Source organism: Streptomyces sp. NPDC007095, from assembly GCF_040634475.1.
Lineage (GTDB): Bacteria > Actinomycetota > Actinomycetes > Streptomycetales > Streptomycetaceae > Streptomyces.
The window spans coordinates 1-18347 of record NZ_JBEYFS010000231.1 but is presented as its reverse complement, the minus strand read 5'-3'; the positions used below and the strand labels follow the sequence as shown (position 1 = coordinate 18347).

Here is an 18347-nt window from a genome sequence, read left to right as displayed (position 1 = left end):
AGAATCGCCGTCTACAGGTAGTCGGCCTTTATGGTACTCCGGTCCTCCTGGTTGTCTCGGTCGCTGCAGGAGCCGTTCGCGCTCCGGGTGCCCGTGCCGTCCGTACGTCCCGTCGCCGCTGTGGGCGCGTACGGACTGGGCGGCTGGGGCTCCTTCGCGGCCGGCTGGCTGTCCTGGACGGCCACCGGTCCGAGCGCCGTCGCCCGTGCGGCGGCGCTCCTCCTCTTCGCCGGGGCGATCGCTCTGGCGGCGGCGTGGCGGCTGCCGGACACGAACGTCGCCACCTGGGTCGCCTCGGCCGGCGGCCTGCTCACGGTCGCCGCGCTCGGTGGCGTCCCGCGCTCGTCGCTGCCGGGCGACTGGACGGTTCCGGGGTATCTGGTCTGCGCTGTGGCCCTGTTGGCGGCCGTACGCACCCGGCTCCCCGAGCCGATGAGGCGCGGCCTCGCCGTGGCGGCCGGCTCCGTGCAGGCGGTCGCGGTGGTCTGGGCGCTGCCGCCGGTCGCCCTCGCTCTGCTGGGCCCGGTGGCCTGGGTGGGGCGCGTCTGGACCGGGGCCCCCTCGACCGCGCGCGAGGCGGTCACGACCGACGGCGTCCCCTGGCCTCCGTACGCGGCCACGGCTCCGCTCGTCCTCGTGGTCGTCGCCACCGTCCTGGCCGTGGCCGTCCGCGGTACGGAGTGGCGCCCCAGGGCGACGGTCGGCGCGTCGGCCCTCGCCTGGGCGGCCGTTCTCGTCCTTCCCGCGGCTCTCGACATCCCTTACTGGGCGGGGCTGTCCGCGCAAGGACTCACGATCGTGGCGGCGCTGGCGTACACCGCCCGCTCGGCAAAGGCGCGTCCGGTCCCCTTCCTCCTGGCCCTTGTCGGCTCGGTGAGCCTCGCGTGCCTCTCCCTCGCCGCCGAGGGCACGACCCTCGGCGTCCTCGCCACGCTGACCGTACTGTTCGCCGCCGTGTCCGGGCGCTCGCGGCCAGCCCCGGTCGCCGCCCTCACGTACGCCACCGCGCTGGCCTGTGCCGTGGGCGCGTCCCTCGGCTGGCAGTCGCAGCACATCGCGCTGCTGGTGCTCCTCGTACCGGTCGTCGCGGCCCTGCTCGCGGCACGCCTCGCCGACTCCCCCGCGCGCGTGCCCGTCGAGGTGACGGGCGCCGTCGCCGGGCTGCTCGCCGTCGGCCTCGCGGTGACCGACCCGCCGCTGCTGGCCCTGGTCCTGGCCCTGTGCGGGGTGATCGCCGCGGGCACCGCCGTACGAGAGGACCGGCGGTCCGCCGGTTACGCGGCCACCGCCCTGTTCGTGCTGGCCGCCTGGGTCCGGCTGGCGTGCTGGGGCGTCGGCTACGTCGAGGCGTACACGCTGCCGGTGACCGTCCCGGCGCTGCTGGTGGGGGCGGTCGGGCGCCGCAAGGATCCGCTGACCTCGTCCTGGACGGCGTACGGAGCGGGGCTGTCCGTCACACTCGTGCCGAGTCTCCTGACGGCGTGGACCGACCCGGACTGGCCGCGACCCCTGCTGCTCGGTGTCGCGGCCCTCACGGTCACCCTCGTGGGTGCCCGGCACCGGCTGCGGGCCCCGCTCGTCCTCGGGGGCTGCGTGCTCGCGCTGGACGCCCTGCACGAACTCGCCCCGTACCTCGTACAGATGGCGGGCGCGCTGCCCCGTTGGGTACCTCCCGCACTCGCCGGTCTGGTCCTGCTCGCACTCGGTGCGACGTACGAGCAGCGGATCCGGGACGCGCGACGCGTGCGGGACGTTCTCGGCCGGATGCGCTGACGCGCCCCCGGCCGGGAACGGCTACGGCATCTTGTCGCCAAGTAGTGCCAGGTTCTCGATGGCGGCGAGGCCGTACAGGGCGCTGTCGTTCGAACTGACCCAGTTGGCCTCGCTGCCGGGAACCAGGGTGACCGGGCCGCTCAGTGGCTCGGTCTTCCAGGGCGAGGACTCCATGTAGCCGTCGGAGCTGTAGAACTTCGTCCACGCGCGCTTGGCGAGCGTCGCGTCGCCGGTCTGTACGGCGGCGTACGCGTCGAGGCGCGAGTGGCCCTGGAAGAGCAGCAGGGAGCCGAAGTTGGAGCCGTAGCGTGCCGCCTGTTCGGTCTTGGTGGCGTTGAAGTAGCGGCAGTAGTCGAGGTAGACCTCCTTGAACTTCGGCACGTCGACCAGGTCGATCAGCTCGGCGCACAGTTCGTTGAGGCCGAAGACGGCGGAGAGGTGCGAGACCGACACGACCGGCGCGGAGGCGATGGCGAACTTGCCGGTGTCGAGGTCGTAGAGCCCGCTGCCCTGGACGAAGCCGTTGGGCTGGGCGGCGATCGTCTCCATCGTGGACAGCACACGCGCCTTGGCCTTCTCCCACTTCGGGCCCTTGCGCTCCCACTCCGTGAGCCAGGCCGAGACCAGACCGCTCCAGTCGGTGCCGAAGCCGATGGACAGGGCGTGCCGGTCGGGGGTGTACGGCTCGGTGCGGATCTTGCGGATCGGGTCGAGGACGAGGAACGTCTCGTCGGAGTCGACGTTGGCGTGCATGAGGTCGCCGACCCGCTCGTCGGCGGTGAGGTAGTAGTAATAGCGGCGGTACGTGGTGTTGGCGATGCGCTGCTGTTTGGCGCTGTCGGCGTAGTGCTGCACGCCGTGCCGGGTGCCGAGGCCCGCCCACTGGCCGAGGTGGTAGACGTCGACCTCGCCGGTGTGCCGGGTGAGCGCCTCGGCGAAGCGGAAGATGTCCGAGCGGCCCGAGCGGAGATAGGCCATCCACAGCCAGATGTCGGGCGACAGCTCGGAGTTGTCCCAGGCGTAACCGCCGACGTCGTAGCGCCACTGGTGGCGCACGGTGTCGTACGAGTGCATGAAGTCGCCGTAGTCCCAGAAGCCGTACCAACGACGCATCTCCACCTGGTCCTTGTAATAGGTGAAGAGGAAGTCGAGGTGGTCCTCGATCTTCGCCTTGGCGGCCGTGGAGCGGTCCGGCTCGGAGAAGAGGCCGCCGAAGACCTTGGCCTTGATGAGCTGCTTGGGCGGGGCGGCGAGCTGCGGCAGCACACGCACGGCCGCGACCTGTCCGGCGAGTGTCTCGGGCGTGGGCGTCGACTCGTTGGCCCAGAAGAGGAGTTCGGAGGTGCGGGCGATGCCGTACGGGGTGCCGAACTCGGGTTCGTAGTCCTCGTAGGTGATGTTGAGGCCTTCGAGCTGCTCGGCGTACGTGTCCTGGCCCATGCCGTCGTGGTAGAAGCGCAGGTCCATGGGCTGCGCCTCGGGCGACCAGAGCCAGAGGGTGACCTCGGCCTCGTCGGTCTGGGCGTCGCGGATGTCGAGCTGCGCCGGGTACTTCTCCCAGAAGTCCCTGAGCCCGAAGGAGAGACCGCCGCTCGCCCCGCCGACGTAGCCGAACCCGCTCGCCCGGCGTCCACCGCCCGCGCCGATCCAGCCGTGCCCCTTCTTCGTGCGCTTGCGCAGGGTGAAGCCGTCGGCGGAGAGCTGGGAGAGGGTGTAGTCGCCCCACTCGGGGATGTACTGGAGGCGGGTCGTCACCCGCTGGTCCCAGGTGGACGGGTCGGGCAGCTTCTCGCCCGCGAACTGGGCCGCCTGCACGGCCGCGCCCGGGTCGCGGCGCAGCCCGGTGATGCCCTGCACGGCCTCCCGCAGCAGACCGGAGCCGTCGCCGCCGATGCGGATGTGCCGGTCGTACGCCGCGTCGCGCATCGGCACGTTGAAGCGGACGCCGAGGCCGCGGATGAAGTCGCCGCTCGTCTTCCCCGGCTCCTGCTTCCCGTCGAAGGTGATGGTGTGCACCATCCGGAAGGAGTCGGCACCCGCGTAGAAGTACAGCCGGATCGAGAACGGCAGCCAGCTGCGGCTGCCCTTGCGGTGCTTGCCGTCGATGCGGACGACGGCACGGACAGGACCCTCCTGCTCGACCGTGACCTCACCGATGACGCTCTCGAACCGCTCGTACTTCTCCGCGCCCTGGTCGTCGTCCTCGATCTCGGGCTGGCGGATCAGCACCAGCCGGCCGTCCTTCGCGATCTCGGTGGAGCCGCGCCTCACCGATTTGACGAGGGTGGAGCCGCTCTTGCCGATCTTGGCGGTGATGACTCCGGTCGAGATGTCGATGGTGCCGCCGCTCTTGTCGACGGTCACCTTCTTGTCGGGGGCGGCGGGCGCACCGGCGGCGAGCGTGAGCTTCCCGGAGCCGGAACTGACCGCGTGCGCCGTCCACTTGAGGGAGCCGTCCGGCCAGTACGCGATCGGCCAGGACTGCACGGGCACGTCCTTGCCGGAGGCGTCGGTGAGCGCGAAGGTCTGGTCCTGCTGGTACGCGCCCTTCGGCCAGGGCACTCCGACGGTGGAGCCGGGGGCGGCACCGAGGGCGCCGTCCTCCAGCCAGTCCAGGGTCACGGGGTCGGTGTCGGCGGCCTCGGATCTGGCGGCGGCCTGCGCGTTCGTGCTTCCCAGAGCCCAGCTGAACTGTGCGGCGGCTCCGGCGACTGCGGCCGCCTTCAGCAGGGACCTGCGGGGGATGGGAGACATGGCCTTTCCTTTCCGTGCGGGGAAGTCAGGGGCATGACAGAGAGAGGTACGACGCCGGGGCGCCGGCCTGCGAGAAGCTCAGCGGCGCCGGCGCGCCTCGACGGCGACGGCCGCCGCCGCGACGGCCCCCAGGACGGGGACCGCCAGCGGCGCGATGAACAGGGCGGAAGCAGCCACGACGGCCAGTCCGCCCACGAGCAGGAACGAGCCGGCCGGATCGAGGACCGTACGGCGTCCCGCCTCCGCGAGCAGCGCCCGCCAGGAGGCGCCGGGTTCCCAGACGGCCGCCGCGCGCAGCCCGGCCACGGCGAGGCCGATCAGGGCGAAAAGACCGACGGCCCCGACGAGCGGGCCGCCGGGGATCCCGGCGCGCACGGCCTGGACATCCACCCAGACCGCGGCCGCCGCGGCCCAGCCGGCGACCCCGGCGATCCAGCCGCCCCGAACGGCGGCCCGGAAGTCGGCGACGAACTCCCTCAGGCCGCCCGCCTCGTGGGACGTACGCCGCCGCAGATGCCGTGCACCGGCCGCGAACGCGGCAGGGTAGGTGACCAGCGGCAGCGAGGCCACCGCGATCCACACCCCGGTGAGCAGACACTCGGCGAACACGCCGAAACGCTCGGCGAAGACGGATTCGCGAGGTGCCTTGCGCTCCTTAGCCCGCCTCTTCCGCTCCGCCCGCGCCCGCAGTTGGCTGATGGCCATCTCAGCCCTTCAATCCGGAGGTCGCCATACCGTCGATCAGGTAGCGCTGGAAGGCGAGGAAGAAGAGGAGTACGGGCAGCAGGGCGACCAGCGACATCGCGATCATGCCGCCGTAGTTGGCGACGCCCTCCTGGTCGCGGAACATCATCATGCCGAGCGAGACCGTGTACTTGCTGGGCTCGTTGAGGTAGATCAGCGGGCCCATGAAGTCGTTCCAGGCGTTGATGAAGGTGAAGATCGCGCTCGTGATGAGGGCGGGGCGGCACAGCGGCAGCACGATCGACCAGTAGATCCGCAGATGGCCACAGCCGTCGAGCCGGGCCGCCTCGTCCAGTTCGCGCGGCAGGTTCCGCATGAACTGGACCATGAGGAAGACGAAGAACGCCTCGGTGGCCAGGTACTTGCCGATCAGCAGCGGAACGTAGGTGTTGACCAGTTCCATCCTCTGGAACATCACGTACTGCGGGATGAGCAGCACGTGATACGGCAGCAGAAGCGTGCCGATCATGAGGGAGAACAACAGGTTCCGGCCGGCGAACCGGATCTTGGCGAAGGCGTAGGCCGTCAGCGAGCAGGAGATGAGGATGCCGACGACGGAGCCGAGCGCGTAGAAGAGGGAGTTCTGGAAGAAGGTCGCGATCGAGATGTCCGCGATGCCGTCGGCCAGGCCCTTGAAGTTGCCGAGGACGGGACTGGTCGGGAACAGGTTCAGGCTGCCGATGATGTCCCGGCTGGGCTTGAACGAGGCGCCGATGACCCAGATGACGGGATAGAGGACGACCGCGAGGATCAGCAGGGCGCCGATGTGCCAGACCAGCGAGCCGGTGCGCCTGCGGCTGCCGGCCTCGAGGGGCTCGCGCAGGGTGGTGCTCATCGGGCGTCCTCCTCGTAGTGCACCCACCGCTTCTGGGACCAGAAGAGGACGGCCGTCACCAGCGCCACGGCGAGCAGCAGCATCCAGGCCATGGCGGACGCGAAGCCCATCTGGGATTCCTTGAAGCCCTTCTGGTACAGGTAGCAGGTGTAGACGAGCGTGGCGTCGGCCGGTCCGCACTGGGTGTTGGAGACCACGTAGGCGGAGCCGAAGATCTGGAAGGAGTGGATGGTCTCCAGGAGCACGTTGAAGAAGAGCACCGGCGAGATCATCGGCAGGGTGATGTTCCAGAACCTGCGGAACGGTCCGGCGCCGTCCACCTCCGCTGCCTCGTACAGCTCCCTCGGCACCTGCTTGAGCCCGGCGAGGAAGATCACCATGGGTGCGCCGAACTGCCAGACGGTGAGCGCGACCAGGCTGTAGAGCACCCAGTTCGGGTCGCCGACCCACCCTCCCGTGTGGAAACCGAGGAACGACTGCGTACGGTCCACGATGGCGTCGTCCGAGAAGAGCGCGCGCCACACGAATCCGATGGAGACACTCGCACCGATGAGCGACGGGGCGTAGAAGGCGGCCCGGTAGAAGGCCTGCCCTCGGCGGCTCTGCGCGAGCAGGAGGGCGACTCCGAGCGCGAGCAACAGCTTGAGCGGGGTGCCGATGACGACGTACTTGGCCGTCACCTCGACCGACTTCTGCCACCGCGGATCGTGGAACATCTTGGTGAAGTTGTCGAAGCCGATCCACTTCGGCGAATTGAAGAGGTTGTAGTCGGTGAACGCGAAGTAGAGGGAGGCGGCCATCGGGCCCGCGGTCAGCAGCAGGAAGCCCGCGATCCACGGGGACATGAAGAGATAGCCGGCGAGGTTTTCCCGGCGCCCCCGCCGCCTTTTGGCGGCCGGGGCCTCGGGGCGTATCTCCGGGGCGTCGGGCGGAGAGTCCTTGACGAGCGTCACGGCGGTTCCCATCAGGCGGCGAGGGCGGTCTTCGCCTCGGAGAAGAACTGCTTGACCGCGTCGGCGACCTTGGTCGTGCCCTGCGACATGTCACCGCCGATGCGCAGGAAGGCGGACTCGCAGGTGTCGGCTCCGGCCGGGTGCGGGGTGATGGTGCCGAGCACTCCGGCCGCGGCGACATCCGTCTCGTACTTCGCGATCGCCTGGTTGGGCGCGTCGGTCGGCTTGTACGCGTCGAACTGCTCAGTGGTGGCGAGGATGCCCCGGTCGTAACCCATGATCTTGCCGACCTCGGGGTCGTGAACCATGAAGTTGATGAACTGGGCGACTTCCTTGGGGTGCTTGGTGCGGGCGGAGGCGCTCAGCATCAGGGAGGCGAGGTACTGACCGGTCTGCTTGCCGTCGGTGGTCGGGATCGGCGCGAGGCCGTAGGTGCTGGTGCCCTCGGCGGTGTAGCGGACCGTGAAGTTGTCCCAGGTGAACTCGGAGGCGCCGTGGGCCGCCGAGAGCGAGGACTTGGGCTTGTCCTGCTCGACCCGCTTGGGGTCGGTGACGATGCCTGCCTTGACGCGGTTGTAGCCGTCCGTCCACCACTCCGTCAGGTCGGCCTCGTCGAATCCGAGTCCGTCCTTGGTGAAGAACGCCTTGCCGTTCTGCCGGAGGTAGAGGTCGTACAGGTACATGATGCTGAAGTAGCCGGTGTCGCCCGGCAGCTTCTGGGTGTCGTGGATCTTCTTCAGAGCGGCGAAGTATTCGTCCCAGGTCCAGCCCTGCTTCGGCTTGATGCCCGCCTTCTCAAACACCTTCTCGTCGATGACAAGTGACATGGTGTTGGATCCGACCGGAATACCGAGCTGCTTTCCGTCGACCTGGCCGACCTTCTCCACTCCGGCACGGAAGTTGTCGAGGCTCAGATTTCCCGCGTCTATCTGAGGCTTGAGGTCGAGCAGGATGCCTCTCTTGTCGTACTTCCGCAGGAATCCGACCGCGTTCTGGAATACGTCCGGGGGATTTCCACCGGCGGCCTGGGTCTGGAACTTCTCCCAAAAGGCCACGTAATCCTGGAAGTCGGTCTTCACCTTGATCTTCGGGTACTTCTTCTCGAAGAGCGCGATGGACTGGTTGATCTTCTTCGCCCGCTCGTCGGCACCCCACCAGGCGTACCGGATCGTGACCGTCCCGTCCCCGGAACTGCCGCTGTCCCCGCCGCAGCCCGTCGTCGCGGCCAGCCCCAGCGTGGCCAGTGAAGCTCCGGCCGCCTTGAGGACCGTACGCCTCTCAACACTCCCGTTGTTTCCCACAGTCGGGCCTCCCCGCGACGTCGTTGCCACCTGCATGAATCGTTTCAAGTAAGCGCTTGCTGGCACAAGGTACGGAGGGCTTCCAGGCGCGTCAATGATTCGGACAGGAATTGGTGTGACGCGGCTCGGCCGCGTGGCGGCGGGTGTTGGGGGCGCCGCCCTCATGGAGCCGCCCGAGTGTGCAGGTCCGGGGCGTGCGGTCGGGGTGTCGAACAGAAAACGACGGGTCGGGCGAGTGTGGGGCCGGGCCGAAAACAACCGCCGTGCGGGCGGGGTTGGGGGTGGGTCTTCGCGAGGGGGTGGCGTCGAACCGGCGTGCGTGTGGCTGGTGTTGGTGGGGAGGTGGAGGGGCTCGGGTGGGTCTGGACGGTCCTGGGCAGGTCTGGGCCGATCTGGACGGGCCCGGGCGGGTCGCGCCGACGCGAGCGGGCGACTGGTGCGCGTCCGAAGGGCGGCTCGCTCGCGTCGGTCCGGCGTTCACCCTGGTCGACGGGGCGATGCGGGGGCGCGTCCCGCGAAGCGGCGTAGCGATGCGGAGTTCGAGACTTCGCAGGTCAGTGCCTGCGACGGCAGGCCAATGCCTGTAACAGCAGGTCCATGCCTGTAACAGCAGGCCAATGCCTGCGATGCGCCCGCCGCCGCGCCACATCCCGGTGGCGATGCCCGCGAGCAGCACGGGCAACTGCTCGGCGGTCCGGCCGACACTCCGCGCCGGACATGGGCGAGCGGAGCCGCGTGGGACACGCGGCCGCACCACAGGACGGGACGCCACCGGTTCCGATGGCGGCTGCGACCGTGACTCCGGCTCCGGTTCCGACGTCCGCGCGGGGACCGCGGTACCGCTTCCGATACTGGTACCAGTACCCGCTACCCGGTACCGCTTCCGATACTGGTTTCCGATACTGGTATTTGTACTGGCGCTGGTACGCGAAGTGCGGTCCGCGGGTGTCGCGGGGGCGCGCCCCCGCTCTGCGGGGTGGCGCGGAAACGACGAAGGCGACCCTGCCCACGTAGTGCGTGGAACTGGGTCGCCTGTCGTGCTGGTGGGCGATACTGGGATCGAACCAGTGACCTCTTCGGTGTGAACGAAGCGCTCTCCCGCTGAGCTAATCGCCCGGGCGCAGGGAGAACATTACCCCATGTCAGGGGGTGGCTCCGACCAGCCAGCGGGCCTCCAGGGGCCCTCGGCGCAGTACGGCAAGGGGGCGTGTCACGAGCCCCGTCCCGGGTCGCGTCACGAGTCCCGTCTCCCGGGTCGCGTCACCCGTCGGTCATTCCTGGATGTTCCACGGCATCTGGACGCCGAACTTCCAGAGGTAGACGCCCCCAAGGGCCGCGACGATGACGACACCGACACTCGTGAGAATGATGTTGCGGCGCCGCACCTTCGGGTCGAGTGCCCGTTGTGTCGCCTCCGTGACCTTGCGCTTCGTCCAGCGGAGCACCAGCTGTGCCCAGACGAACTCGGTCGCCCAGATCGCCATGCCGCCAAAGATCACCAGCCAGCCGGGACCGGGCAGTGGAAGCATGATCACGCCGGCGCCGACCACCGCGAGCCCTACGACGAAAACACCCACCTGCCAGCTCAGATGCAGTGCACGGCGGGCCTTGATGAATTCCGGCGCCCGCGATCCGAGCGGCCCCTCGATCTTCGCCTCACCATCGGCCGTGGCGACCTCGCCCGGCTCGTCACTCCCCGTATTCATACGGCCAAACCCTACCGGAGAGAAACCAGTCACCGGAATGGCCCTATCCGGCGAACGTGCTCTCGGCCGGAAGAGTTACGTAAAGGCACGCAAAACACTCAGAGGGGTTTACAACGGCACCGTAGGTGGCATGTCGATTTCGCCGACGTGCGAATCCCCGAGCGCACACTGAGCGAAAGGCCCTGGCGCTTATGAACACCACGGTCAGCTGCGAGCTGCACCTGCGCCTCGTTGTGTCGAGCGAGTCCTCACTGCCTGTACCCGCAGGACTGCGGTATGACACGGCCGATCCCTACGCCGTGCACGCCACCTTCCACACCGGAGCCGAGGAAACCGTCGAGTGGGTGTTCGCCCGCGACCTCCTCGCCGAGGGCCTGCATCGGCCCACCGGTACCGGCGACGTCCGAGTCTGGCCGTCCCGGAGCCATGGCCAGGGCGTCGTATGCATCGCCCTGAGCTCCCCGGAGGGCGAGGCCCTGCTGGAAGCCCCGGCGCGGGCCCTGGAATCGTTCCTGAAGCGAACGGACGCCGCCGTGCCCCCCGGCACGGAACACCGGCATTTCGATCTCGACACGGAGCTCTCACACATCCTGGCCGAGAGCTGACGAGACCCCCATAGAGCCGCCCGGCGCCGTCCACTCGGGGAGACGGCTCGGGCCTAAACATCTGCAATGGGCACAACCGCAAAGGGCACGAACACCGGCGCCGTCGCCGCGGACTCCCGCGGGGCGGCGCCGGTGCGCGCGGTCGACGGCAGGCCTCGACGGCCCCAGCGCCGGGGTGCGTGACCGGGGCGGGCCTTCCAACTGCCCAGGCGGGGACGCCGACGAGTGCCGATGAGGGCGCCGCCTGGGGGGCGAGGCGTCGAGCCGACAGGCCGGACACCTGGGCTGCGAGGCGTCGAGCCGACAGGCCGGACGCCGGGGGGGCGAGGCGTCGAGCCGACAGGCCGGACGCCGGGGGGCGAGGCGTCAGGCCGACAGGCCGGTCAGGGCACGCCCGGCGGACCCACGCGGCCCGCCGGGCTCAGTACCGGCCCGTACGGCGGCTGAGGCTTCCGGAGGCGTTCAGGGTGACGTTCGTGCCCCGTGGACCGGCCCGTGGACCGGCCCGGAGGCCCGGCTGACCGCGTAGAGATCGACCGCACTCGCTCCCTCACGCCAGGAAGCCACTACCATCGGCCAGCATCGGAGGGCGCCCGCCCGACCCCCCAGGCCAGGGAGCGAAACGTGCTGATCACCCACGACACCCGGCGCTCCCTCGACGCCGTGGTGGACCTGGTGAACACCGCGCCGGAGAACGACACGACGGACGGGCTCCCGGACGTCGCGTCCCTCGCCGATTTCGTACGAAAACACGGGATCAGTGATGTCGGCGTGCTGTCGGAGGACGACCTCGCGGCCGTACACGGGATCCGCGGCCGGTTCGCCGGAGTCTTCGCCGCCGACGACCCCCGTACCGCCGCGGGTCTCATCAACGAACTGGTCGCCGTCGCGGGCACCACCCCCCGCCTCACCGACCACGACGGCTACGACTGGCACGTGCACTACTTCGCGCCAGGTGCCTCGGTCGCCGACCACCTCGCGGCCGACTGCGGGATGGCACTGGCGTTCTTCGTGGTCGCCGGAGAGCAGGACCGGCTGCGGCGCTGCGAGGCCCCGGACTGCCGGCACGCCTTCGTGGATCTCTCCCGCAACCGCTCGCGCCGCTACTGCGACAGCCGGACCTGCGGAAACCGCCTCCACGTGGCGGCGTACCGGGCGCGCCGCAAGGAAGCGGCGGGCTGACGGACGCTGGACGCGCGGCGGGCTGACGGAGCCCTCGGCGGGTGACGCCAGGGGCTCCGTGTACGGCTCAGAGCAGCAGCAGGTCGTGCAGCGAAGCCATGAGCAGCAGACAGCCGATCACCGCAAGGAAGATCATCAGCGGTGGCTGGGAAAGCGCGTAGAGACAACCCCGCGGCTCCTCGGGAGGGGCGGCGGTGTCGCTCTGTGTTGTGTCCAGCATCTCGCGGCGATGATGGCGCAGCCACCACCCGCTCCGCGATCAACACGCCCGGAATGACCGGGAGTTCGCCAATATCCGCGATGAGCAGGCACGAACGTGATCGTTTCCGCGCTCTCCCATGATCCTCTGTGTCGTTTCAGCCCGTCATATGCCGCGCTTCTTCAAGATGGCCTCGATGTCGCTGAAGTCGTCGTCGGAACCCGTGGCCCGAGGCGTCGTCGCGGGCCGGGCGGCCGGACCGGAGCCCTGGCTCAGCGAGGGCGCCGAGGCCGCGGGGGCCACCGCCTCCCGCTGGGCGGCCCGGGCGGCCGCCTTGCGTTCCTTCCGGGTCCCGCCGCCACGCCGCTCCACCGCCCGCGTGGTCATGAACAGCAGCCAGGCCACACCCAGCACACCGAAGCCCGCCCACGCGGTGGGGCTGAAGGCGGTGTCCGCCAGCCAGCCGACGACCCCGGTCATCACCAGGCCGACGGGCACCAGCGAGTAGGCGGCGATGCGGGCGGCGGAGAGGAACCGCTTGCGGTAGGCCGTGACCGCGGCGATGCCGAGGCCGGCCGCGGAGACGGCGGAACAGACGGTCTCGGCAATCATCCGGTCCTCCAGGGCATGGCTCGGCAGACGGGTCGGTTCGTCCCTTCCATCCTGCACCGCCCCACGCCCGATATGCCATGCTCCGGGCGGACCTCAGGGACATCTCCGGGTCGGGGTCCTCCCCAGGTCCCGGTTGGGGCGCCGTCGGCAGGGCTGGGAGACTGGGTGCCATGAACGACTCCTCCGCAGCCCGCGCCACCGCCGTCCTGGACGTCTGGTGCGAACTCCAGTGTCCCGACTGCCGCAGCGCCCTCGCCGACCTGCGCACGCTGCGCGCCCGCTACGGCGACCGTCTGGAGCTGCGGCTGCGGCACTTCCCGCTGGAGAAGCACAAGCACGCCTTCGCCGCCGCGCAGGCCGCCGAGGAGGCCGCGGAGCAGGGCCGGACCTGGCCGTACGTCGAGGCGGTCCTCGATCGTGTCGAGGAACTGGACCGCAAGGGCGAGCCCTTCCTAATCGAGGTGGCCCGCGAACTCGGTCTGGACGCCGAGGAGTTCGACACCGCCCTGATCGACGGCCGGCACATCCTGATCGTCGACGCCGACCAGGCCGAGGGCAAGGCCATCGGCGTGACCGGCACCCCGACGTACGTCATCGGCGGCGAGCGGCTCGACGGCGGCAAGAGCCAGGAAGGCCTGCGCGAGCGCATCGCGGAGATCGCCGACCGCCTGCTGGCCGAGGGCGCGTAGTCCTCGTTCTCGCGAAGTGGTTCAGAGCAGGTTCTTGTAGAGGTAGTACTCGCTCGTCGTATAGCCGAGTGACTCGTACAGCTTCTCCGCCGGGGTGTTCCCCGCGAACACGTTGAGGCCGATGCGGTCCTTCCCGCCGGCCACCGCCCGGGCCTCGGCCAGCAGCATCAGGGTGCGCCCGTGGCCGTGGCCCCGGTGCTCGGGGTCGGTCTCGACCCCGAGCACGAACGCCGCGTCGGGCCACAGGCCCAGCCACAGCGTGCCGACCGGGATCCCCTCGTGTTCCAGGACGCCGAGCACCGTGTTCTCGCTGGCCACTCCGTCCGGCAGGAACCGGGCGAGCCCCTGGTCCGTCTTGCGGTACGCCTCGGCCTCGGGCACGCCACGCTCGATCTGCGAGCGGGCGAACCCCTCGCGCTCCTTCGCCAGCCAGGGCACGTACTCGGCCTCGGTCATGGGCCGGGCGACACTGTCCGCGGGCAGTTCGGGGCCTGGGCCGTCCAGGAGCTTCGTCATGACGCGGTTGCTCAGGACGTACCCGAGGGTCGTGGCGAGCCGGAGCACACCGTCCGCGTCCCCGGGCACCGACGTCTCGACGCGCTTGCAGCCCCAGCCGCGGGCCACCTCCTCGGCCGCGAGCGCGGCCACCGTGCCCCGGCCCCGCCCACGGTCGGGTTCCTCGATGTACAGCTCCCCGACACGGGCGACAGTGGGGCCGTACTCCGGATGCGTGGAGAGGTGGATCCCGCCCACGGGACGACTGTTCACGCACACCTGGTAGCGGCGGGACAGCGCCCCGTCGGCTCCGCGCTGAAGCGGCTCGGTCGGCCGCAGGGTGGTGGTCATCACGGGTGTTCTACCCGTCCCGTGCCCCGTCGTCATCCTGTTTTGCGCGCCGACGTGCCACGGGCGACGTCTACGGGTCGAGGTCGTTTCCGGCCCGCTCCTCGAAGACCCGCATGGCCTTGGTGGTCACCGGGCCCGGCACGCCCGGGAGTTGGCGCCCGTCGATCCGGCGCACACCCTGCACGTCGCGCAGCGTGGACGTCAGGAAGACCTCGTCCGCACGCTCCAGGACATCCAGCGGAAGATCGGTCTCCCTGGCGTCGGTCCACTCGACGGCGAGCGCGCGCGTGATGCCGGCGAGACAGCCGGAGGCGACGGGCGGGGTGTGGATCTCGCCGTCGAGGACGACGAAGACGTTCGACCCCGTACCCTCGCACAGCTGCCCGACCGTGTTGGCGAACAGCGCCTCGCTCGCGCCCTGTTCGCGCGCGCGGGCCAGGGCCACGACGTTCTCGGCGTACGAGGTGGTCTTGAGGCCGGTGAGGGCGCCGCGCTCGTTACGGGTCCAGGGCACCGTGATCACGGCGGTGGAGTCGGGGCGGCGGGCGGACGCGCCGAGGGCGACGAGCAGGGTCGGTCCGTGTTCGCCGCGGTCGGAGCCGAGCGGGCCGTAGCCACCGGTGTACGTGATCCGCAGCCGGCCGAGCGGCATCGGGTTGGCGTCCAGGACGGCGGCGCACGCGCGGCGCACCTCGTCGAGGTCGGGTTCGGGCAGCCCCAGGCCGCGCGCCGAGCGGGCCAGCCGGTCGAGGTGGCGGGTCAGCGCGAACGGCCGCCCCTCCACCGCCTTCACGGTCTCGAAGATGCCGTCGCCCACGGTCAGTCCGTGATCGAAGACGGAGACGCGGGCGGACTCCATGTCCTGCAGACCGCCGTCGAGCCAGATCTTCACGTCAGAGAGTCCTTCCACTTTCGTACGCGTCTCCGTACTGTCCCGACGCTACCGCGAGCAGCCTGGCGGCCTTCAGCTCGGTCTCCTGCCATTCCCTTTCGGGGTCGGAGCCCCAGGTGATGCCGGCGCCGGTGCCGAAGCGCAGGACGCCTTCGGCGCGGTCGGTCCAGAAGGTGCGGATGCCGACGGCGAGCTGTGCGGTGGCGCGGTCGGCGTCGACCCAGCCGATGCCGCCGCAGTAGGGGCCGCGGGGTGCCGTCTCCAGGGCGTCGATGATGGTCAGGGCGCTGGTTTTGGGGGCGCCGGTGACGGAGCCGGGCGGGAACGCGGCGGCCAGCAGTTCGGGCCAGCCGATGTCGGCGCGCAGGTGGCCGCGGACGGTGGAGACGAGGTGGACGAGCCCGGGGTGTTTTTCGACCACGCACAGGTCGGGGACGGTGACGGAGCCGGTGGCGCAGACGCGGCCGAGGTCGTTGCGGACGAGGTCCACGATCATGACGTTCTCGGCGTGGTCCTTGTCGAGGAGGTCGGCCTCGGTGCGGCCGGTGCCCTTGATGGGGCCGGATTCGATGACGGAGCCGGTGCGGCGCAGGAAGAGTTCGGGGGAGGCGGTGGCGATCTCGACGCCGTGGCGGGGCAGGCGGATCGTTCCCGCGTAGGGGGCGGGGTTGCCGCGGGCGAGCAGCGCGGTGAGGGCGTCGATGTCGGCGTCGGGGGCCAGGGGCGCGGACAGGACGCGGCAGAGGTTGGCCTGGTAGACCTCGCCGGCGGCTATGTGGGCGCGGATGCGGCGTACGCCGGAGGTGTACGCGGCGTGGTCGAGGGAGGACGTCCAGTCACCGGAGGCGGGCCCCTGCCACTGCCCGGCGACGGGGGCGGGCACGGGTTCGGTGCGTACGTCGGCGAAGCGGGCGCAGACCAGGCCGCCCTCGAAGTCGGCCGCCACGGCCCAGAAACCGGCCGAGTCCAGGACCGCGGGGTCGCTGGTGACGTCGAGGAGACCGGTCGCGACGAGGCCACCGAAACGGGCGAGAGGAGGGAGGTCGAGCACGCAGTCGAGTCTAGGTCGGGTGACCTGCGGGTGCCCTGACCGTGTCCTTTGCCGGACAGACCGCAGCACGCAGCGCAAACGCGTTTTTGTGCTGGCCCGGGAATCCGCTAGAGTTCAACACGTCGCCGGGACGCGCAAGCCGAACGGAAACGACACGCGGACGTAGCTCAGTTGGTAGAGCGCAACCTTGCCAAGGTTGAGGTCGCCAGTTCGAACCTGGTCGTCCGCTCGCAGGAAGAGGGGGATCATCCCGAACCCCCACACTCCTGGTGGAGTGGCCGAGAGGCGAGGCAACGGCCTGCAAAGCCGTCTACACGGGTTCAAATCCCGTCTCCACCTCCAAGGACGATTAGCTCAGCGGGAGAGCGCTTCCCTGACACGGAAGAGGTCACTGGTTCAATCCCAGTATCGTCCACCGGTCCGCAAGGACTCGATCCATCCGGATCCCCGCGCGATTAGCTCAGCGGGAGAGCGCTTCCCTGACACGGAAGAGGTCACTGGTTCAATCCCAGTATCGCGCACGCAGTACGCACCACCCGCACCATCTGCAGGTTCACCTGCGCGATTAGCTCAGCGGGAGAGCGCTTCCCTGACACGGAAGAGGTCACTGGTTCAATCCCAGTATCGCGCACCAGCCGAAGCCCCCGGCCGTCTCGCACGGTCGGGGGCTTCGTCGTGTCAGGTCGTTCCTCCGGTCGTGCTCAGGAGGAGAAGAGCATGTGGCCGAAGCTCTTGTGGCGGTGGTGACCGCCGTAGTGACCGCCGCCATGGCCTCCGTGTCCGCCGCCGTGCTGCGGAGCGCCCCACGCGGGCGCGGGGGCCGAGGGGTAGGCCTGCGGGGCGGGCGGGGGCGGCGCGGGCTGCGACCACTGGGACTCCACGCGGCTCAGCGCCTCCAGCTCGCCGTAGTCGAGAAATATCCCGCGGCAGCCGCTGCACTGCTCGATCTGGACGCCATTGCGGTTGTACGTGTGCATCGGCGCATGGCACTTCGGACACTGCATGCTCGGCTCAACTCCTCGCCGTTCGGTACCGCTTCCGCCAGGACAGACACTGTCCGGCCTCGAACGGTTGCACCCTACGCGGTCGGGCCCTGCGCCAACTCGGGCGGGACGGCTCCCATTCGGTCACAGGCGTCGACCACGGCCTGCTGCACCTCGTCCAAGGAGCGGCCCTCCCCCACGGACTTGGCGATCGCCAGGGCCGCGGTCTGCACGGTGAGGGCGCGGGCCGCCACGTCCAGAGCGGGCCAGGGGTCGCCGTCGGCGGGTACGGCCGGGCCGCCGGCGCGTTGGTAGGCGGTCAGGAAGCGGGCCCACTCGTCGGGCGGGAGCAGGCCGCAGGCGTACCAGGCGGCCGGGCGGGCCAGGTCCCAGGTCGGGACACCCACGCCGAGGTCGTCCACATCGATGAGGAGCCAGGGGCCGCTCGGCGCGGGGTGGCGGACGAGCTGGCCGAGATGCAGGTCTCCGTGGCAGAGGGTCCCCGCGGTCGGCATGGGGGCCTCGGCGCGGGCCCAGGCGGGCAGGGCCGCCCAGGCGCGCAGCACCGGGGCGGCGGCCGGGTGCGGGCCCGCCGTCCGCAGCCGGGCGATCGCCCGGGCCGCCTTGGCGGGGCCCCGCATGGGCGGCAGGCCGTCCGGCGCGGGGGTTTGGTGGAGGCGGGCCAGCAGGGTCGCGGCCGCCTCCCAGGGAGCGGCCTCGGGGGTCTCCGGGTCGACCGGGGTGCCGTACGGCCAGAAGGTGACCAGGCGGCCGTGGAGGTCGACGGGCTTCGGGCGGAGCGGGGCGAGGAGGGTGCCGGTGAGGGCGGGGTGTGCGGCGAGCTCGAGACGGCGGGAGAGTTCGGCGGGGTCCGTGCCGGGGGCGTGGGCCTTGGCCACGGTGTCGCCGTGGCGGACGACGGTGCCGTCGTGGCGGTCGGCGAGTACGGAGTCGTGGTGCGTGCAGGGGGTGTCGGCGGGGTGGGCCGCGGTGCGCGCCCCCGCGGTCAGGCCGGGAAGCACGTCTGCGGTCACGGGGCCCCCTGGGGTGTGCGGTCGGTACCTCGCGAGCGTACGTTCTCCGCCCCCGGGGCCCCTAGGCCCTGTCGTCCCATCCCTGGGGGCTCCGCCCCGGACCCCGGGTGGGTTCGTCGGGTGCGGGTGGGTGGGGGCCGGTCGCGCAGTTCCCCGTGCCCCTGGGGCACGGGGCTGCGCCCCTGCGC

The 18347-nt window shown here is 70.4% G+C and carries 17 protein-coding genes and 6 tRNA genes; 9 read left to right on the top strand and 14 right to left on the bottom strand.

The genetic code is table 11. The features are described from left to right. Nucleotides 1-51 precede the first annotated feature (51 nt). Complete coding sequence (locus tag ABZ656_RS47325) at nucleotides 52-1773, top strand: hypothetical protein (RefSeq protein ID WP_360277355.1); 1722 nt, start codon at nucleotides 52-54, stop codon at nucleotides 1771-1773. Between the two features lie 21 nt (nucleotides 1774-1794). Here ABZ656_RS47325 and ABZ656_RS47320 read toward each other — a convergent pair whose 3' ends face one another. From ABZ656_RS47320 to ABZ656_RS47290, 7 genes are all read right to left on the bottom strand, one after another. Further along, nucleotides 1795-4527 carry a Tat pathway signal sequence domain protein gene (locus tag ABZ656_RS47320; protein ID WP_360277352.1) on the bottom strand — a complete coding sequence of 911 codons (2733 nt, stop codon included), beginning with the start codon at nucleotides 4525-4527 and terminating at the stop codon, nucleotides 1795-1797. 78 nt (nucleotides 4528-4605) lie between these two features. After that, a complete protein-coding gene (locus tag ABZ656_RS47315) occupies nucleotides 4606-5232 on the bottom strand; it encodes a hypothetical protein (protein ID WP_360277348.1) in 627 nt (208 codons plus the stop codon). Nucleotide 5233: 1 nt separating this feature from the next. Then, a complete protein-coding gene (locus ABZ656_RS47310; protein ID WP_101406218.1) occupies nucleotides 5234-6106 on the bottom strand; it encodes a carbohydrate ABC transporter permease in 873 nt (290 codons plus the stop codon). Further along, nucleotides 6103-7059: a sugar ABC transporter permease gene (locus tag ABZ656_RS47305; protein ID WP_101408266.1), complete on the bottom strand. Its 957-nt coding sequence runs from the start codon at nucleotides 7057-7059 to the stop codon at nucleotides 6103-6105. Before ABZ656_RS47305 ends, ABZ656_RS47310 begins: the two co-directional genes overlap by 4 nt. Nucleotides 7060-7070: 11 nt before the next feature. Continuing rightward, nucleotides 7071-8360: an extracellular solute-binding protein gene (locus ABZ656_RS47300; RefSeq protein ID WP_101406217.1), complete on the bottom strand. Its 1290-nt coding sequence runs from the start codon at nucleotides 8358-8360 to the stop codon at nucleotides 7071-7073. Between the two features lie 1041 nt (nucleotides 8361-9401). Then, nucleotides 9402-9476: transfer RNA gene (locus ABZ656_RS47295), tRNA-Val, on the bottom strand. Nucleotides 9477-9631: 155 nt separating this feature from the next. After that, nucleotides 9632-10066 carry a TIGR02611 family protein gene (locus ABZ656_RS47290; protein WP_101406216.1) on the bottom strand — a complete coding sequence of 145 codons (435 nt, stop codon included), beginning with the start codon at nucleotides 10064-10066 and terminating at the stop codon, nucleotides 9632-9634. Between the two features lie 191 nt (nucleotides 10067-10257). Between ABZ656_RS47290 and ABZ656_RS47285 the strand changes: the two genes are divergently transcribed. Both ABZ656_RS47285 and ABZ656_RS47280 read left to right on the top strand, forming a co-directional pair. Beyond that, nucleotides 10258-10671 carry an SsgA family sporulation/cell division regulator gene (locus ABZ656_RS47285; RefSeq protein ID WP_003959770.1) on the top strand — a complete coding sequence of 138 codons (414 nt, stop codon included), beginning with the start codon at nucleotides 10258-10260 and terminating at the stop codon, nucleotides 10669-10671. 624 nt (nucleotides 10672-11295) lie between these two features. Then, a complete protein-coding gene (locus ABZ656_RS47280) occupies nucleotides 11296-11853 on the top strand; it encodes a CGNR zinc finger domain-containing protein (RefSeq protein ID WP_101406215.1) in 558 nt (185 codons plus the stop codon). A gap of 67 nt (nucleotides 11854-11920) precedes the next feature. Here ABZ656_RS47280 and ABZ656_RS47275 read toward each other — a convergent pair whose 3' ends face one another. Further along, a complete protein-coding gene (locus ABZ656_RS47275; RefSeq protein WP_168490065.1) occupies nucleotides 11921-12073 on the bottom strand; it encodes a hypothetical protein in 153 nt (50 codons plus the stop codon). 144 nt (nucleotides 12074-12217) lie between these two features. After that, the gene (locus ABZ656_RS47270) at nucleotides 12218-12664 is read right to left on the bottom strand and encodes a hypothetical protein (protein WP_101406214.1); all 447 of its coding nucleotides are present in this window, start codon (nucleotides 12662-12664) and stop codon (nucleotides 12218-12220) included. A 170-nt stretch (nucleotides 12665-12834) separates the two neighbouring features. On the opposite strand from ABZ656_RS47270, the gene ABZ656_RS47265 reads away from it, so the two are divergent. After that, nucleotides 12835-13353 carry a DsbA family protein gene (locus tag ABZ656_RS47265; protein ID WP_360277341.1) on the top strand — a complete coding sequence of 173 codons (519 nt, stop codon included), beginning with the start codon at nucleotides 12835-12837 and terminating at the stop codon, nucleotides 13351-13353. A 21-nt stretch (nucleotides 13354-13374) separates the two neighbouring features. Here ABZ656_RS47265 and ABZ656_RS47260 read toward each other — a convergent pair whose 3' ends face one another. The 3 genes from ABZ656_RS47260 to ABZ656_RS47250 form a co-directional block, all read right to left on the bottom strand. Then, on the bottom strand, nucleotides 13375-14199 hold the full coding sequence (locus tag ABZ656_RS47260) for a GNAT family N-acetyltransferase (RefSeq protein ID WP_360277338.1): 825 nt from the start codon (nucleotides 14197-14199) through the stop codon (nucleotides 13375-13377). A gap of 70 nt (nucleotides 14200-14269) precedes the next feature. Further along, entirely contained in the window at nucleotides 14270-15091 is an 822-nt protein-coding gene (locus ABZ656_RS47255) for an aminodeoxychorismate lyase (protein ID WP_101406211.1), read from the bottom strand. A 1-nt stretch (nucleotide 15092) separates the two neighbouring features. Then, nucleotides 15093-16142, bottom strand: a complete 1050-nt coding sequence (locus ABZ656_RS47250) for a chorismate-binding protein (protein WP_101406210.1) — start codon at nucleotides 16140-16142, stop codon at nucleotides 15093-15095. Nucleotides 16143-16298: 156 nt separating this feature from the next. Between ABZ656_RS47250 and ABZ656_RS47245 the strand changes: the two genes are divergently transcribed. The 5 genes from ABZ656_RS47245 to ABZ656_RS47225 all read left to right on the top strand — a co-directional run bounded on the left by ABZ656_RS47245 (nucleotide 16299) and on the right by ABZ656_RS47225 (nucleotide 16776). Further along, nucleotides 16299-16371 (top strand) — tRNA-Gly (locus ABZ656_RS47245). A gap of 39 nt (nucleotides 16372-16410) precedes the next feature. Then, nucleotides 16411-16484: transfer RNA gene (locus ABZ656_RS47240), tRNA-Cys, on the top strand. A gap of 1 nt (nucleotide 16485) precedes the next feature. Next, nucleotides 16486-16557: transfer RNA gene (locus ABZ656_RS47235), tRNA-Val, on the top strand. Nucleotides 16558-16591: 34 nt separating this feature from the next. Further along, nucleotides 16592-16663: transfer RNA gene (locus ABZ656_RS47230), tRNA-Val, on the top strand. Between the two features lie 38 nt (nucleotides 16664-16701). Further along, nucleotides 16702-16776: transfer RNA gene (locus tag ABZ656_RS47225), tRNA-Val, on the top strand. 67 nt (nucleotides 16777-16843) lie between these two features. Here the strand turns inward: ABZ656_RS47225 and ABZ656_RS47220 are convergent. Further along, nucleotides 16844-17146 carry a zf-TFIIB domain-containing protein gene (locus tag ABZ656_RS47220; protein ID WP_101406209.1) on the bottom strand — a complete coding sequence of 101 codons (303 nt, stop codon included), beginning with the start codon at nucleotides 17144-17146 and terminating at the stop codon, nucleotides 16844-16846. Between the two features lie 74 nt (nucleotides 17147-17220). After that, a complete protein-coding gene (locus ABZ656_RS47215) occupies nucleotides 17221-18159 on the bottom strand; it encodes an aminoglycoside phosphotransferase family protein (RefSeq protein WP_101406208.1) in 939 nt (312 codons plus the stop codon). Nucleotides 18160-18347 lie beyond the last annotated feature (188 nt).

Bases quoted from the DNA above. Each gene is read 5' to 3' on its own strand.
- ABZ656_RS47310 (WP_101406218.1), bottom strand. From the start codon at position 6,106: ATGAGCACCACCCTGCGCGAGCCCCTCGAGGCCGGCAGCCGCAGGCGC.
- ABZ656_RS47220 (WP_101406209.1), bottom strand. From the start codon at position 17,146: ATGCAGTGTCCGAAGTGCCATGCGCCGATGCACACGTACAACCGCAAT.
- ABZ656_RS47290 (WP_101406216.1), bottom strand. From the start codon at position 10,066: ATGAATACGGGGAGTGACGAGCCGGGCGAGGTCGCCACGGCCGATGGT.
- ABZ656_RS47275 (WP_168490065.1), bottom strand. From the start codon at position 12,073: ATGCTGGACACAACACAGAGCGACACCGCCGCCCCTCCCGAGGAGCCG.
- ABZ656_RS47285 (WP_003959770.1), top strand. From the start codon at position 10,258: ATGAACACCACGGTCAGCTGCGAGCTGCACCTGCGCCTCGTTGTGTCG.
- ABZ656_RS47320 (WP_360277352.1), bottom strand. From the start codon at position 4,527: ATGTCTCCCATCCCCCGCAGGTCCCTGCTGAAGGCGGCCGCAGTCGCC.
- ABZ656_RS47265 (WP_360277341.1), top strand. From the start codon at position 12,835: ATGAACGACTCCTCCGCAGCCCGCGCCACCGCCGTCCTGGACGTCTGG.
- ABZ656_RS47315 (WP_360277348.1), bottom strand. From the start codon at position 5,232: ATGGCCATCAGCCAACTGCGGGCGCGGGCGGAGCGGAAGAGGCGGGCT.
- ABZ656_RS47260 (WP_360277338.1), bottom strand. From the start codon at position 14,199: ATGACCACCACCCTGCGGCCGACCGAGCCGCTTCAGCGCGGAGCCGAC.
- ABZ656_RS47270 (WP_101406214.1), bottom strand. From the start codon at position 12,664: ATGATTGCCGAGACCGTCTGTTCCGCCGTCTCCGCGGCCGGCCTCGGC.